The sequence below is a fragment of the Streptomyces sp. NPDC002386 genome (genome assembly GCF_053593175.1).
Genome location: NZ_JBSFBX010000001.1, coordinates 244,693 through 259,649 on the forward strand (window position 1 = coordinate 244,693; position 14,957 = coordinate 259,649).

Annotated in this window: 13 protein-coding genes; 10 read left to right on the forward strand and 3 right to left on the reverse strand. The window is 71.0% G+C overall.

Annotated elements, in window-relative coordinates; genetic code table 11:
* The first annotated feature begins 50 nt into the window (after positions 1–50).
* Positions 51–473, forward strand: coding sequence for an organic hydroperoxide resistance protein (locus ACWCPN_RS01155; protein ID WP_392291485.1), 423 nt, complete (start codon positions 51–53; stop codon positions 471–473).
* Between the two features lie 69 nt (positions 474–542).
* On the opposite strand, the gene ACWCPN_RS01160 is transcribed toward ACWCPN_RS01155, so the two are convergent.
* Both ACWCPN_RS01160 and ACWCPN_RS01165 read right to left on the reverse strand, forming a co-directional pair.
* Entirely contained in the window at positions 543–1,703 is a 1,161-nt protein-coding gene (locus tag ACWCPN_RS01160) for a serine hydrolase domain-containing protein (protein WP_451201639.1), read from the reverse strand.
* 141 nt (positions 1,704–1,844) lie between these two features.
* Positions 1,845–2,990, reverse strand: a complete 1,146-nt coding sequence (locus tag ACWCPN_RS01165) for an SCO2400 family protein (protein ID WP_451201640.1) — start codon at positions 2,988–2,990, stop codon at positions 1,845–1,847.
* Positions 2,991–3,191: 201 nt separating this feature from the next.
* On the opposite strand from ACWCPN_RS01165, the gene ACWCPN_RS01170 reads away from it, so the two are divergent.
* The 8 genes from ACWCPN_RS01170 (at position 3,192) to ACWCPN_RS01205 (ending at position 13,471) form a co-directional block, all read left to right on the forward strand.
* Positions 3,192–4,349 carry a mandelate racemase/muconate lactonizing enzyme family protein gene (locus ACWCPN_RS01170; protein ID WP_451201641.1) on the forward strand — a complete coding sequence of 386 codons (1,158 nt, stop codon included), beginning with the start codon at positions 3,192–3,194 and terminating at the stop codon, positions 4,347–4,349.
* The gene (locus ACWCPN_RS01175) at positions 4,346–5,359 is read left to right on the forward strand and encodes a zinc-dependent alcohol dehydrogenase (protein WP_451201643.1); all 1,014 of its coding nucleotides are present in this window, start codon (positions 4,346–4,348) and stop codon (positions 5,357–5,359) included. Before ACWCPN_RS01170 ends, ACWCPN_RS01175 begins: the two co-directional genes overlap by 4 nt.
* Positions 5,360–5,467: 108 nt before the next feature.
* Positions 5,468–6,436 (forward strand): hypothetical protein, encoded by a 969-nt coding sequence (locus ACWCPN_RS01180; RefSeq protein ID WP_451201645.1) that lies wholly within the window; start codon positions 5,468–5,470, stop codon positions 6,434–6,436.
* A gap of 38 nt (positions 6,437–6,474) precedes the next feature.
* Complete coding sequence (gene chvE / locus ACWCPN_RS01185) at positions 6,475–7,584, forward strand: multiple monosaccharide ABC transporter substrate-binding protein (RefSeq protein WP_451201647.1); 1,110 nt, start codon at positions 6,475–6,477, stop codon at positions 7,582–7,584.
* Between the two features lie 34 nt (positions 7,585–7,618).
* Complete coding sequence (gene mmsA, locus ACWCPN_RS01190; protein ID WP_451201648.1) at positions 7,619–9,178, forward strand: multiple monosaccharide ABC transporter ATP-binding protein; 1,560 nt, start codon at positions 7,619–7,621, stop codon at positions 9,176–9,178.
* Positions 9,175–10,419: a multiple monosaccharide ABC transporter permease gene (gene mmsB, locus ACWCPN_RS01195; protein ID WP_451201649.1), complete on the forward strand. Its 1,245-nt coding sequence runs from the start codon at positions 9,175–9,177 to the stop codon at positions 10,417–10,419. The genes mmsA and mmsB overlap by 4 nt, the downstream gene beginning before the upstream one ends.
* 58 nt (positions 10,420–10,477) lie before the next feature.
* A complete protein-coding gene (locus tag ACWCPN_RS01200; protein ID WP_451201650.1) occupies positions 10,478–11,626 on the forward strand; it encodes an aldose epimerase family protein in 1,149 nt (382 codons plus the stop codon).
* 120 nt (positions 11,627–11,746) lie between these two features.
* Positions 11,747–13,471, forward strand: a complete 1,725-nt coding sequence (locus tag ACWCPN_RS01205; RefSeq protein ID WP_451201651.1) for a pyridoxal phosphate-dependent aminotransferase — start codon at positions 11,747–11,749, stop codon at positions 13,469–13,471.
* A gap of 45 nt (positions 13,472–13,516) precedes the next feature.
* Here ACWCPN_RS01205 and ACWCPN_RS01210 read toward each other — a convergent pair whose 3' ends face one another.
* Positions 13,517–14,179 carry a hypothetical protein gene (locus tag ACWCPN_RS01210; protein WP_451201653.1) on the reverse strand — a complete coding sequence of 221 codons (663 nt, stop codon included), beginning with the start codon at positions 14,177–14,179 and terminating at the stop codon, positions 13,517–13,519.
* Positions 14,180–14,518: 339 nt separating this feature from the next.
* On the opposite strand from ACWCPN_RS01210, the gene ACWCPN_RS01215 reads away from it, so the two are divergent.
* Positions 14,519–14,896 (forward strand): hypothetical protein, encoded by a 378-nt coding sequence (locus ACWCPN_RS01215; RefSeq protein WP_451201655.1) that lies wholly within the window; start codon positions 14,519–14,521, stop codon positions 14,894–14,896.
* Positions 14,897–14,957: the final 61 nt, after the last annotated feature.

The window sequence follows — 14,957 nt, forward strand, 5'->3', positions numbered from 1 at the left end:
TCGTCGATCGTGGGCGCGAGTCGCGGCGGACCGAGGAGGAGGACAACCGCATGCCCATTCAGCAGTCCGACGTCCTGTACACGGCCGTCGCCACCGCCGAGAACGGCCGCGACGGCCGCGTCGCCACCGACGACGGGAAGCTCGACGTCGTGGTGAACCCGCCGAAGGAGATGGGCGGCAGCGGCGCCGGCACCAACCCGGAGCAGTTGTTCGCCGCCGGGTACAGCGCCTGCTTCCAGGGCGCGCTCGGCGTGGTCGCCCGGCAGGAGGGCGCCGACGTCTCCGGTTCGACCGTCACCGCCAGGGTGGGTATCGGCCGGAACGAGGACGGCTTCGGGATCGTCGTGGAGATCTCCGCGGACATCCCGAACGCCGACGAGGCCACCGCGCGGGCGCTGCTGGAGAAGGCGCACCAGGTGTGCCCCTACTCGAAGGCGACACGCGGCGACGTCACCGTGACGCTGGCCCGGTAACGGTCGTTGCGCACGACGGCGGCCGCGTCCTTGGACGTGGGACGCGGCCGCCGTCCGTCGTACGCCGTCTCATCCGGCCGTCAGCGCCGCCCGGTGGACGGCCGCCGCCAGCCGGCCGTTCTCCGCGGCCGAGCCGCCCGGGAACGCGCACCGGCGCCTGGTGTAGCCGTAGGCGAGGCCGCTGCGGGGATCGGCGAAGGCCTGGGAGCCGGCGGCGCCGCTGTGGCCGATCGCGCCCGCGCCCAGGAAGGGGTGCCAGGTGTCGGCCGTGTCCTGGAAACCGAGGCCGTACGACTTGTGGGCCCGGGCCACCAGGTCGTACCCGGTGGAGTGCGGCTGCCCGAACTCCGCGACCGTGTCCGGCTTCAGCAACGGCGCCTTGCCGTCGACCTCGCTGATCATCGCCGCGTACATCCCGGCCAGACCGCGTGCCGAGGCGACACCGCCCACCGACGCCGGGCCCCGGGCGCGGACCGCGCGCTCGTTCGGCAGCGACTCCAGGTCGGTCGGCTCGGCGGCGTGCAGGTTGTAGGCGATCGAGCCGAGGGTGTGCGGCCCGCGCGGCAGCGCGTCGAGCACCGCCCGCTGCTCGGGGGTGGGCAGCATCGGCAGGGTGGTGCGGAAGCGGCCCTCGCGGGAGACCGGCAGCCCCAGGTGGAAGTCCAGCCCGCAGGGGATCCGCACGCGCTCCTCGTACACCTCCTGGAGGGTGCGCCCGGTGGCGCGGCGGACGACCTCGCCGGTGAGGGCGCCGATCACCAGGGCGTGGTAGCCGAAGGCCGTGCCCGGCCGCCAGAACGGCCGCTGGTCGGCGAGGCGTTCGGCCAGCGCCCGGTCGTCGGCCAGCTCGGCCGCGCTGAAGCCGGTGTCGGTGCCGATGAGCCCGGCCCGGTGCGCGAGCAGCTCGCGCAGGGTCAGCGCGCCCTTGCCCTCGGCCCCGAACTCCGGCCAGTAGTAGGTGACCCTGCGGTCCAGCTCCAGCGTGCCGTCCTGCACCAGCAGGGCCACGACGAGGTGCGCGGCGCCCTTGGTGGACGAGAACACGCCGTACAGCGCGTCGCCGTCGGCGCCCTCGCCGGCCCACAGGTCGACGACCCGCCGGCCGTGCACATGGGCGCACAACTGGCCCTCGTAGTCGTCCCGCTCCTCGGCCACGAAGGCGGCGAACTCCTCGCGCACCGCCTCGTAGCCCTCGGCGACCGTGCCGTGCACGGTGATTCCCTGCGTCATCCGCTCTCCTCGGCCGAGCCGCTCGCGCGTCGCTCCCTCTGGTACACACCACCCGCTCCGTCACCGGGTGTTCCCGGGATCGGTACGGCGAGGCGTGCCCGTTCGACTCAACCGGGTCGAGCGCGGACCGGTTTCTCCGGTCTAGGTGCACCACCACAGGAACCGGTTGCACGACCTCGTCGGGGAGGCGGTGGGGGTCGGATCCGAGGCCGTGGGCCCGGCGGTGGGGGTGGCGGTGGGCTGGGCCGACGGCTGGGCCGGCGGGGCCGCGGTGGTCGTGCCCGCGCCCGAGGTGGCGGACTGGGCTGCCGTGCCGTCGGCGGCGGGGGACTTGGAGGGCTTGTCCTTCGGGGACTTCGACGCGGACGCCGAGGCCGACGGGCCGGTGGAGGACGAGGTGCTCGGTGCCGTCGTGGGGGCGGCGGTGCCGTCGGCGGGAGCCGCCGAGCGGTCCGGGGACGCGGAGGCGGCGCCGCCGTCGGCCGAGGTGTCCCCGGCCGACGCCGAGGTGTCGCCGCCGAACGGGGCGAAGGGGGCGTCCGTGCCGAGTTCGGCGATGCTCAGCGCGCCTGCGGCCAGCACGAACCCCGTGGCGACCAGCACCGTACGGCGCCGCCTGCGCCGGTGCGCGGCGGCCTTGCGGTCCCGGCGGCTGGCGTCGCCGGGTCCACCGGCGGCCTCGCCGGCCACGGCTCCCCCGCGGCCCCGGCCCCGGCCCCGCGACTGACGCCGGGCGGCACGGCCCACGGGCTCGTCGTCGGCCTCGCGGTCGTCGTACTCGTCTTCGTGGTCGCCGTACTCGTCCCGGCCGCGGGCCTCGTCCCGGTCACCGTGGTCGTCCCGGCCGGCGTGCTCCTCGTGGGCCCCGTAGGCGTCGTACCCGTCGTCCCGGGCGCCGTGATCGTCGTGCCCGCCGTGGTCGCCCGCGGTCACCTGCCCGCCGGTGCCGGCGTGGTGCCCGGCCCCGCCCTCGTACGTGTACGCGTCCGGGACCGCCGTGGCGCCGGACTGCCGCGGTACGCGCACGTCCTGGGCCGGGCCCGGGTGGGTGAAACCGCCGGAGTCCCCCGGTGCGTAGGGCGCGGGATACCCGCCCTGCCCGGCGTAGGCGTGCCCCGCCGGGGCACCGGTGTGGGCCTCCTGGCCGTACGGGCCCGCCACCGCGCCCGCGTGCCCGGGCGCGACGAACGCGTCCGCGCGCGGGGCGGAGGGCTGGGCCGGTGCGCCACATCCCGGGCAGGCCAGGGCGCCGTTGAGGTGCCGTTGGCACGGGTGGCAGAAGTCCATGACGCCGGAAGACTAGATTCCCCGCCGGTCACGTAACCAGGCACCTCTGTGAAGGTTTCGTGCGGGACCGAAAAGGTTCTCGAAAGTCATGTCGAAACTGTTACCTGTTCGACCCATTGACACCTCCGCCACGGCGTCCTTACTGTCACGCCAGCATTTCGAACGAGTGACGAAATCTCGAACAGCTGAAGGGCAACTGCCGTGCGCATCACCGGAATCAGCACGCACGTGGTCGGGACACCGTGGCGCAACCTGACCTACGTCCAGGTGCACACCGACGAGGGAATCACGGGAGTCGGCGAGACCCGGATGCTGGGCCACACCGACGCGCTGATCGGCTATCTGCGCGAGGCGGAGGCCAACCACATCCTCGGATCGGACCCGTTCGCCGCCGAGGACCTGGTGCGGCGGATGAAGTACGGCGACTACGGGCGGGCCGGCGAGATCGTCATGTCCGGCATCGCGGTAGTCGAGATGGCCTGCTGGGACATCAAGGGCAAGGCGCTCGGCGTGCCGGTGTGGCAGCTGCTGGGCGGCAAGGTCACCGACCGGGTCAAGGCGTACGCCAACGGCTGGTACACCACCGAGCGGACGCCGGAGGCGTACCACAAGGCCGCCCAGGGGGTCATGGAGCGCGGCTACCAGGCGCTGAAGATCGATCCCTTCGGCACCGGTCACTTCGAGCTCGACCACGAGCGGACCCTGTACGCGGTCTCCCTCATCGAGGCCGTGCGGGACGCCATCGGACCGGACGCCGAGCTGATGCTGGAGATGCACGGCCGCTTCTCCCCCGCCACCGCCGTCCGGCTGGCGAAGGAGATGGCGCGCTTCGAGCCGGCCTGGCTGGAGGAGCCGTGCCCGCCGGAGAACCTGAAGGCGCTGGAGAAGGTGGCCGCCAAGACGGACATCCCGGTCGCCACCGGTGAGCGCATCCACGACCGCATCGAGTTCCGCGAGCTCTTCGACAGCCAGTGCGTCGACATCATCCAGCCCGACGTCGGCCACATCGGCGGCATCTGGGAGACCCGGAAGCTGGCCGCCACCGCCGAGACCCACTACATGCTCGTCGCCCCGCACAACGTGGGCGGGTCGGTGCTGACCGCCGCCTCGCTCCAGGTCGGCTTCACCTCCCCGAACTTCAAGATCCTGGAGCACTTCAACGACTTCGCCGACGCGGACATCAAGAAGGTGGTCAAGGGCGCCCCGGAGGTCGTGGACGGCTACTTCCACCTCTCCGACCGGCCCGGGCTCGGCGTCGAGCTGGACACCGACGCGGCCGCCGAGTTCCCGCAGCAGCAGGCCCGGTTCGACCTGTGGGCCGAGGGCTGGGAGCAGCGCAGGCCGAAGGACACGAAGTGACCGCGGCGGGCGCGCAGGTCCTGATCGAGGCACCGGGCGTCCACCGGGTCGAGGAGCACACGCCCCGGCGGCCCGGCCCCGGCGAGGCGCTCGTCGCCGTCCACGCGGTGGGCATCTGCGGCAGTGACCGCGAGGTGTACCAGGGCAACCGGCCCGCAGGGTACGTCCGTTACCCGCTCACGCCCGGCCACGAGTGGTCCGGGACGGTGCGGTCGGTGGGCGCCGGGGTGCCGGACGGCCTGGTCGGCCGCAAGGTCGTCGGTGAGGGCTTCCGCAACTGCCAGGTGTGCGACCGCTGCCACGCGGGCGAGACGACGCTGTGCACGGCCGGGTACGAGGAGACCGGGTTCACCCGGCCGGGCGCCATGGCGGCCACCCTCACCCTGCCGGCCCGGCTGCTGCACCCGCTGCCGGACGACGCCGACCTCACCGCAGCCGCCCTGCTGGAGCCGGCCGCCTGCGTCGCGGCCGCCGCGCTGAAGGCCCGGGCCCTGCCCGGCGAGCGGGTCGCGGTGGTCGGCACGGGCACGCTCGGGATGTTCGCGGTGCAGTTCCTCAAGGCCGTCTCGCCGGCGGAACTGCTGGTCGTGGGCACCGGGAACGACCGGGAGGCACTGTCCCGGCGGTTCGGGGCGAGCGACTTCCGGCTGAAGGACCAGCCGCTGCCCGCCGACTTCGACGTCGTGATCGAGACCGCCGGGTCCGCGTCCGCCGCGGGCACCGCGGCCGCGCTGCTCAGGCGCGGCGGACGACTGGTCCTGACGGGCATCCCGGCGCCGGGCGCGGACGGGCTCGACCCGACCGACCTGGTCGTACGGCAGTTGGAGGTGCACACCGTCTTCGGGGCGCCGCCGGACGCCTGGGCGCACGCCGTGCGGGTCTTCGGCGCCGGCCTGCTCGACCCGCTGCCCCTGGTCACCCACGAGCTGCCGCTGACCGAGTTCCCCCGGGCCATCGAGCTGGTGGGGGCCGGTGATCCGAAGGTGGGCAAGGTGCTGCTCCGCCCCTGACCGTACGCCGGCCGGGACGTGACCCGACGGTGCCCCGGCCGGCGTACCGCCTTTTTCGTGCCCAGAGCCGCGAACCTTGTCCGAAATACCGAACACGAAGGACAGCCAGTGACCGACGCTTCCGCTCCGGCAGCCCGCAGGCCCGGCGAGCAGGTGCTCGCCGCACTCGGCCTGGACGCGCCCGCCCTCGACCCCGCCGACACCTCCGCCCACGGCTTCCCGGGCGGCGGCCGCTGGCGCACCGAGATTCCCTCCTGCGAGGGTCCCGAAGCGCTGGCGGTCGTGCTGAAGGAGGCCTCGCGCCTAGATGTGCCGATCCACCGGATCAGCCAGGGCAGCGGCGTGTGGATGCTCACCGACGCCGAGATCACCGAGATGGTCGAGGCGACCGCCGAACGGGACATCGAGCTGTGCCTGTTCACCGGCCCGCGCGGCACCTGGGACATCGGCGGCTCGGTGCGCTCGGACTCACGGGGGGCCGGACTGCGCGCCCGGGGCCACGACGCCGTCGCCGGCTGCGTCGAGGACGCCGTCCGCGCCACCGGACTGGGCGTCAAGTGCCTGCTGATCGCCGACGAGGGCGTGCTGTGGACGCTGCACCGGGCACGTACCGCCGGGATCATCCCGGCCGACACCACCCTGAAGGTCTCCGCGCTGATCGGCCCGGTCAACCCGGCCTCGTACGCGGTCTACGAGCGGCTCGGCGCCGACTCCGTCAACGTGCCCAGCGACCTGACGCCGGCCCACCTCACCGAGATCCGCCGGGTCTCCGGCGCCCCCATGGACATGTACATCGAGGCCCCCGACGACCTCGGTGGCTACGTGCGGATGTACGAGGTCGCCGAGCTGATCCGGCGCGGCGCACCGCTCTACCTGAAGTTCGGCCTGTCCAAGGCTCCCGGCATCTACCCGTGGGGCACCCACCTGCGGGACGTGACCCTGGACACCGCCCGGGAGCGGGTGCGGCGCGGCCGGCTCGCCCTGGACCTCCTCGCCCGGCACGGCGCGGACGGCGACATGGCGCCGCTCGGCTCCCGGCTGCCCGGCACGCTGCACCGCTTCCCCAGCACCGTGTGACCCCATCCCGACGACGAGAAGAACCAGGACGGATCATCATGCTCAACCGCAGAGCCGCACTCGCCACGATGGCCACGGCAGCCTCGCTCGCCCTCACCCTGACCGCCTGCGGCCAGGACAGCGAGGGCGGCAGCGACCCCAAGGGCGGGGACGCCAAGGGCGGCACGATCGGCATCGCGATGCCGACCAAGTCGTCCGAGCGCTGGATCGCCGACGGCAGGAACGTCGAGAAGAACCTCCAGGCCAAGGGCTACAAGACCAAGCTGGTCTACGGCGAGGACGACCCGGACACCCAGGTCTCGCAGATCGAGAACCTGATCACGCAGGGCGTGAAGGGCCTGATCGTCGCGGCGATCGACAACAAGTCGCTGAACAACGTGCTCCAGGAGGCCGCGGACGCCCACATCCCGGTCATCGCCTACGACCGTCTGATCCTCGGCACCAAGAACGTCGACTACTACGCCTCGTTCGACAACGAGAAGGTCGGCAAGCTGCAGGGCCAGTACATCGTGGACCGGCTCGGGCTGGGCAAGGGCAAGAAGGGCCCGTTCAACCTCGAACTGTTCGCCGGCTCCAACGACGACAACAACACCAAGTACTTCTTCGGCGGCGCGATGAGCGTGCTCCAGCCGTACATCGACAAGAAGCAGCTGGTGGTCCGCTCCGGGCAGACCGCGCTCAACAAGGTCACCACCCTGCGCTGGGACGGCACGACCGCGCAGAAGCGCATGGAGGACATCCTCACCTCCTCCTACAAGAGCGGCCGGGTCGACGCGGTGCTCTCGCCCTACGACGGCATCTCCATCGGCATCCTGTCGGCCCTGAAGTCGGACGGCTACGGCTCCGGCAGCAAGGCGCTGCCCGTCATCACCGGCCAGGACGCCGAGCTGGCCTCGGTGAAGTCGATCATCTCCGGCCAGCAGACGCAGACCGTCTACAAGGACACCCGGCAGCTCGCCAAGGTCGCGGCCACCATGGTCGACGACGTCCTGCAGGGCAAGAAGCCGCAGGTCAACGACGTCAAGACCTACGACAACGGCAGCAAGGTCGTGCCCGCCTACCTGCTCCAGCCGGTCAGCGTCGACAAGTCCAACTACAAGCAGGTCCTGGTCGACGGCGGCTACTACACCGAGTCCGAGCTGAAGTAACCCGCCCGCTACCTACGGATTGGAAGGCACGACCATGGCGGGACCCGTCCTGGAAATGCGCTCGATCGTCAAGACCTTTCCCGGTGTCAAGGCGCTGTCGGACGTCACCCTGGCCGTCCGGCAGGGCGAGGTCCACGCCATCTGCGGGGAGAACGGCGCCGGCAAGTCGACCCTGATGAAGGTGCTCTCCGGCGTCCACCCGTACGGAAGTTACGAGGGAGACGTCCTCTTCGAGTCGGAGGTCTGCCGGTTCAAGGACATCCGGGCGAGCGAGCAGCACGGCATCGTCATCATCCACCAGGAACTGGCGCTGGTGCCGTACCTCTCCATCGCGGAGAACCTCTTCCTCGGCAACGAGCACGCCAGGCGCGGGCTCATCAACTGGAACGAGACCCTGCGGCACGCCACCGAGCTGCTGCGCCGGGTGGGCCTGGACGAGCACCCGGAGACCCGCGTCGTCGACATCGGCGTCGGCAAGCAGCAGCTCGTGGAGATCGCCAAGGCGCTGTCGAAGCAGGTGAAGCTGCTCATCCTGGACGAGCCGACCGCCGCGCTGAACGACGATGACAGCGGCAAACTCCTCGATCTCATACTGGAGTTGAAGAAGCAGGGCATCACCTCGATCATCATCTCCCACAAGCTCAACGAGATCCGCAGGGTCGCCGACTCGGTGACGATCATCCGGGACGGCCGGTCCATCGAGACCCTGGACGTGAAGGCGCCGGAGACCACCGAGGAGCGGATCATCGCGGGCATGGTCGGCCGCGACCTCGACCACCGCTTCCCGGAGCGCACCCCGCACCAGCCCGAGGAGGGCGCGGCACCGGCACTGGAGATCCGCGGCTGGACCGTGCACCACCCGATCGACCAGCAGCGCAAGGTCGTGGACGACGTCTCGCTCGAGGTGCGCCGCGGGGAGATCGTCGGCATCGCGGGCCTGATGGGCGCGGGCCGCACCGAACTGGCGATGAGCGTCTTCGGGCGCGCCTACGGCCGGTACGCGGGCGGCACGGTCCTGAAGGACGGCAAGGAGATCCGCACCAAGTCCGTCGCGGAGGCGGTCGGGCACGGGATCGCGTACGTCACCGAGGACCGCAAGCACTACGGCCTGAACCTCATCGACACCATCAACCGCAACATCTCGCTGACCGCCCTGGCCAAGGTGGCCAAGCGGGGCATCGTCGACGAGCACGAGGAGCGGCAGGTCTCCGAGGGCTTCCGCAGGACGATGAACATCAAGGCGCCGACCGTGTTCGAGCCGGTGGGCAAGCTGTCGGGCGGCAACCAGCAGAAGGTCGTCCTCAGCAAGTGGATCTTCGCCGGCCCCGATGTGCTGATCCTCGACGAACCGACCCGCGGCATCGACGTGGGCGCCAAGTACGAGATCTACACGGTGATCGACCAGCTCGCCGCCCAGGGCAAGGCGGTGGTCTTCATCTCCTCCGAGCTGCCCGAACTGCTCGGCATGTGCGACCGCATCTACACGATGGCCGCCGGGCGGCTGACCGGTGAGGTGCCGCGGGCCGAGGCCACGCAGGAAGTTCTGATGCGCCATATGACGAAAGACACGCAGGACCAAGAGGTGACGCGATGAGCACGGATGTGACCGCCAAGAGCCCGGCTCCCGCGCCACCGGGCGGGGGCGGAGCGGCCGCCGGCAAGGGGCTGCTCCAGGTGATGCTGGACGGCCTGCGCCGCAACATGCGCCAGTACGGCATGCTGATCGCGCTCGGCCTGATCGTGGTCCTCTTCGCCGTCTGGACGGACGGGGACCTGCTGCTGCCCCGCAACGTCTCCAACCTGGTGCTGCAGAACAGCTACATCCTGGTCCTCGCGATCGGCATGATGCTGGTGATCATCGCCGGGCACATCGACCTGTCGGTCGGCTCGCTGACCGCGTTCGTCGGCGCCTTCGCGGCGGTGCTCACCGTCCAGCACGGCGTCTCCTGGCCGATCGCGCTGGTGCTGTGCCTGCTGGTGGGCGCGGCGGCCGGCTCGGTCCAGGGCTATCTCATCGCCTATCTGGGCATACCGTCCTTCATCGTCACCCTCGCCGGGATGCTGCTGTTCCGCGGTCTGACGGAGATCCTGCTCAAGGGCCAGACCCTCGGCCCGTTCCCCGACGGGCTGCAGAAGCTCGGCAACGGCTTCCTGCCGGAGACCGGCCCGGACACCAACTACCACAACCTCACCCTGCTGCTCGGCCTCGTGCTGATCGCGGCCGTGGTGTGGCAGGAGGTCCGGGACCGGCGCCGGCAGCAGGAGTTCGCGCTGGAGGTGCTGCCCACCCGGCTGTTCCTGCTCAAGCTGACCGCCCTGGTCGCCGCGATCCTGGTGCTCACCCTGCTGCTCGCCAGCTACAAGGGCGCCCCGATCGTGCTGATCATCCTCGGCGCGCTGGTCGTGGGCTACGGATACGTCATGCGCAACGCGGTGTTCGGCCGTCACATCTACGCGATCGGCGGCAACCTGCCGGCGGCCAAGCTGTCCGGCGTGAAGGACAGGAAGGTCACCTTCCTGGTCTTCCTGAACATGGGCGTGCTCGCGGCCCTGGCGGGTCTGGTGGTCGCCGCCCGGCTGAACGCGGCCTCACCGAAGGCGGGCGTCAACTTCGAACTCGAGGCGATCGCCTCCTCGTTCATCGGCGGCGCGTCCATGAGCGGCGGTGTCGGCACCGTCCTCGGCGCCATCATCGGCGGTCTCGTCCTCGGCGTGCTGAACAACGGCATGAACCTCCTGAGCGTCGGCACCGACTGGCAGCAGGTCATCAAGGGCCTGGCCCTGCTGCTGGCGGTCGGGTTCGACGTCTGGAACAAACGCAAGTCCGGTTCGTAAGTCAGCTCGGGCCCCGCCGGTTCACCGGCGGGGCCCCTTCCTTTCACGGGAGCCGCAAGTGGAACTGAACAGACGTACGGTCATTGCAGGAGCAGCGGCGGCGGGCCTCGCCGCCACCACCCTCGGCGGCACCGCGCAGGCGGCCCCCGGCCACCGGCCGGTGAAGGAGCTCTTCGGCCGGCTGGCGGACGGCACCAAGGTGTACCGCTGGTCGCTGGAGAACGGCGGCATCCGGATGAAGGTGCTCTCGTACGGCGGCGTCGTGCAGACCCTGGAGGTCCCGGACGCCCGGGGCCGGCACGCGAACGTGGTCGCGGGCTTCGACGACATCGACGACTACGTGGCGAAGAGCCCGTACTTCGGCGCGCTGATCGGCCGCTACGGAAACCGCATCGGCGAGGGGCGGTTCACCCTCGACGGCAGGAGCTACCAGCTCTCCGTCAACGACGGCGTGAACAGCCTGCACGGCGGCGCCAAGGGCTTCGACAAACGGGTGTGGGACGTGGAGCCGTTCGCCGACGGCTCCGACGTCGGCCTGCGCCTGTACTACACGAGCGTCGACGGCGAGATGGGCTATCCGGGCACGCTGCGGTCGAAGGTGACGTACATCCTGACCCGGCGCGGCGAGTGGCGCATCGACTACGAGGCCACCACCGACCGGGCCACCGTCGTCAACCTCACCAGCCACGTCTACTGGAACCTGGCCGGCGAGGGCAGCGGCACGATCGAGGACCACGAGCTCACGATCGCCGCGGCCCGGTACACCCCCACCGACCCGGGTCTGATCCCGACCGGTGAGCTGGCACGGGTCGCGGGCACCCCGTTCGACTTCCGCCGCGCCAAGCCGATCGGCCGGGACATCCGGGCCGGGCACGAGCAGCAGGTACTGGCCAAGGGCTACGACCACAACTGGGTACTGGACAAAGGCGTCACGGCGCGGCCCGAGCACGTCGCCACGCTCCGCGACCCGCGCTCCGGCCGCACCCTGCGGATCGCCACCGACCAGCCGGGCCTGCAGTTCTACTCCGGCAACTTCCTCGACGGCACGCTGACCGGCACCGGCGGCCGCACCTACCGCCAGGGCGACGCGCTGTGCCTGGAGACACAGCACTTCCCGGACTCCCCGAACCACGCCGCCTTCCCGTCGACCGTGCTCCGGCCCGGGCGGACCTACCGGACGGCCACGGTGCACACGTTCGGGGCGTGAACCGCGGGCGGGGCGTGAACCGGCTCACACCACGCGTGAGTTGAACGCCACTGACGCCCCCTTCGTATCCATGGGTGGCCCGTGCTCCCCCGCACGGGCCACCCTTCGACGGAGGTCCTCTTGCCTGACAACGTCACCTCGTTGTTCCGCAACACCGCCGCGCACAGCCCTTCGATGGCGGCGCTGACGCGGGAGAGCGACGGGTCGGGCCCGGTGGACTTCTGCATCCCGTGCAACCCCTACTTCCCCACCCCCGCCATGTTCGAGGAGATGGCGGTCCGGCTGCGCGAGATCATCACGTACTACCCGAGCAGCGCCGACACCATCACCGCCGAGCTGTGCGGCCTGCTCCAGCTCCCGCCGCAGTGCGTGGCGATGGGCAACGGCTCCACGGAGCTGATCACCTGGATCGACCACCTGCTGGTCCGGGAGTCGCTGGCCGTGCCGGTGCCCACCTTCGGCCGCTGGACCGACCAGCCGATGGAGACGGGCAAGCGGGTCGACATGTTCCCGCTCCAGGAGGCGAACGGCTTCGGCCTGGACCTGGCGCAGTACGCCGAGTTCATCCGGGCCCGGGGCACCCGGGTGGCGGTCGTCTGCAATCCGAACAACCCCGACGGCGGGTACCTGCACAAGCAGCAGCTCGTGCAGTTCATGGACGCGATGGCCGACCTGGACCTGGTGGTGGTCGACGAGTCGTTCCTGGAGTTCGCCGACGCCGAGGCCGAGCCGAGCGTGGTGCAGGAGGCCATGCTCCGCCCGAACGTGGTCGTGCTGCGCAGCCTCGGCAAGAACTTCGGGCTGCACGGCATCCGGTTCGGCTACCTCGTGGCGAACCCGGCCCTGGCCGGCCGGGTCCGCTCGATGCTGCCGAAGTGGAACCTCAACTCCTTTGCCGAGCACGTGGTGTTCATGCTGCGCGAGCACGGCCCCGAGTACGCGCAGAGCCTGCTCCAGGTGCGCCGCGACCGCCTCGACATGGCCAGCCACCTCTCCGCGCTGCCCGGCCTCACCGTCTACCCCTCCCAGGGCAACTTCCTCTTCGTGCGCCTGCCCGTCGGCGCCGAAGGCACCGTGGTCCGGGACCGGCTGCTCACCGAGCACCGGATCCTGGTCCGCGAATGCGGCAACAAGATCGGTTCGTCCAGCCGCTTCCTGAGACTCGTGGTGCGCCCCCAGGTCGACGTGCGTCGCCTGGTGTCCGGCCTGGAACAGGTGCTCTACGGGACCAGGAGGGGAGCCGCCGTACCCGAGCTGGGCAACGGGACCAGCTACAGCTCGGGTACGGCGGCCGTGGACCGGCTGATGAACGAGACCAACGGAGCCGGTGTGCAGGGACTGGCGGCACAGGCCGCCGGCACCGGCCCCGCCCCGGCCGCCGGCACCGGTGTGCCGCTCCCCGCCGCCACGCCGATGGGCGGCGGGATGCCGATGCCGGCGGCAGCCCAGGCCCCTCCCACCGCACCCGCACCCGCTCCCGCACCCGCACCCGCACCCGCACCCCAAGCTCCGGCGCCGGTCCCCCTCCCGGCGCCGGTCCCCATGCCCCCGCCCGCGCCGATGGCCCCGGCCCCCATGGCCCCGCCGCCGGTCGCGGTGCCCGCTCCGGCACCGACACCGACACCGATGCCAGCCCCGGTGCCCGTACCCGTCCCGGCGCCCGCCGCCGTGGGGCCCACCCCGCCCGGTGTCCCGGCGCGCGGCGGTCTCACCGCCGCCCAGGTGCGCGGCATGACGGCACCGGCGACACCGGCGCCCGCCGCAGGCCTGACCCCGGCCCCGGCGACCGGCTGGCCCAACGCCCAGAGCTGGCCGAACGCGGCGGGGATGGGGCAGACGGGCTAGCGGATGCTCCTCGGCCGGGCCGGGCCGGGCCGGTGTCCTTGACCGTCAGAGACTCCGGGTGGTCAGGCGCTTGCCGTTCGGGCCGAGGAGGATGAGGTTCCACGCGATGGCGCCGTCCCCGTCGTCGCCGTCCCACCAGGCCGCGAACGTGTCGGCGAGCCGCTTGGCGTCGGCCCGGACGTTCCTGCCGGTACAGGTCGCGGTGAGTTCGACGTCGTAGTCCCGGTCGCCGAGGTGGACGAGGACCACCCGACGCACGTGCCGGGCGGGCTGCTCCCCTCCGTGCGCGGCGGCCCAGCTCCGGAACCGGGCCAGAAGGCGGGGGTCGGACTCGCGACGCGTCACCGGCCGGGCCGGCGGATGACGTCCGGTCCCCGACATCACGGCCTGTTTGCAGCCCAGCACCCAGGCACCGCGGTCCTTTCCCACCACGTCCTGCGGCCCGGCCGTGAGGGACCGGCGGACACAGCCTCCCCACACCACCTCGCGGACCGCCGCGCCCTTGCCGCCGTCCTCGAAGAGCCGTTCACCGGTCCGCCACCCGGCGTCGTACGCCGATGCGTAGCCGTGCTCGGCGCCTGCAGGGGACGAGGCCGGCTCCGGCTCCGCACCGCTGCCAACGCCGCTGCCGCAGGACACGGCGAGCACGCCCAGTAGAGCCGACGCGGCCGTGAGCCCGAACGGCCGTGCCCGTGCGGGTGTGTCCACGCCCCGCGTCCCCCCTCGATGCCTGACAGTCCAACCAGGCAGAGCGGTCTCACGAGGCCCTGGTTGCCTTGCGGACTCGCCTTCGCGTTCGGGCGGTGTCGCCCGCCTCGTGGACGAGGCCGCCCCTTGACACATAGCAGCCAGGATGCCTAAAAGTCTGAAATTCCCTTTTTCGCAGCAAGGTAAACAGTTGGTGATTGACATGTGATCATCAGGCAAATAATCTCCACTCGATCTTGCCATCATCGCGCGCGCTCGCGCCGCAGTGCGCGTGCAACTTGTGATGCATCCGGAGGGGACCTCGCGTTCAAAATGCGCCAAATTGCCGCTCCTGCAGGCATGGCTTCCGCGCTCCTTCTCGCCCTGGCACCCAGCGCTGCCGCAAACTGGCAGAGCCATATCACGAGTGCTGGTGCCGGCTTCACGTCGAGCCGCTGGGAGGATGAGAGCTACAGCGAGGTTCGCTTTAAGAACTGCACGCAGGAATATGCTTTCGGGAAGTGGGTGAAGGTCGCCCTCTGGGAGGACAACGCTCTTTCGCCCGACACCAACCATGGCACCAAGACCTTCACCAACTGCTTCAACGGTACCGAGGCCGTCAGCGCCGGCGAGTGGACGGGCCTCTCTCTCGACGGCTACTACTTCCGCCTGCAGGACACCGATGGCGGCCTTCTCAATGTGGGCGTGGTCGCAATCGACACAACCCAAGCCGATTAGTCGTATGCGATAAAGAAGTCAAGAGAGGGGTGTTTCGTCTGCCGACACACCCCTCTGCCAT

Excerpts from the sequence above, each read along its gene's own strand:
- ACWCPN_RS01155 (WP_392291485.1), top strand. The coding sequence starts at position 51 with ATGCCCATTCAGCAGTCCGACGTCCTGTACACGGCCGTCGCCACCGCC.
- ACWCPN_RS01160 (WP_451201639.1), bottom strand. The coding sequence starts at position 1,703 with ATGACGCAGGGAATCACCGTGCACGGCACGGTCGCCGAGGGCTACGAG.
- ACWCPN_RS01165 (WP_451201640.1), bottom strand. The coding sequence starts at position 2,990 with ATGGACTTCTGCCACCCGTGCCAACGGCACCTCAACGGCGCCCTGGCC.
- chvE (WP_451201647.1), top strand. The coding sequence starts at position 6,475 with ATGCTCAACCGCAGAGCCGCACTCGCCACGATGGCCACGGCAGCCTCG.
- mmsA (WP_451201648.1), top strand. The coding sequence starts at position 7,619 with ATGGCGGGACCCGTCCTGGAAATGCGCTCGATCGTCAAGACCTTTCCC.
- mmsB (WP_451201649.1), top strand. The coding sequence starts at position 9,175 with ATGAGCACGGATGTGACCGCCAAGAGCCCGGCTCCCGCGCCACCGGGC.
- ACWCPN_RS01215 (WP_451201655.1), top strand. The coding sequence starts at position 14,519 with ATGGCTTCCGCGCTCCTTCTCGCCCTGGCACCCAGCGCTGCCGCAAAC.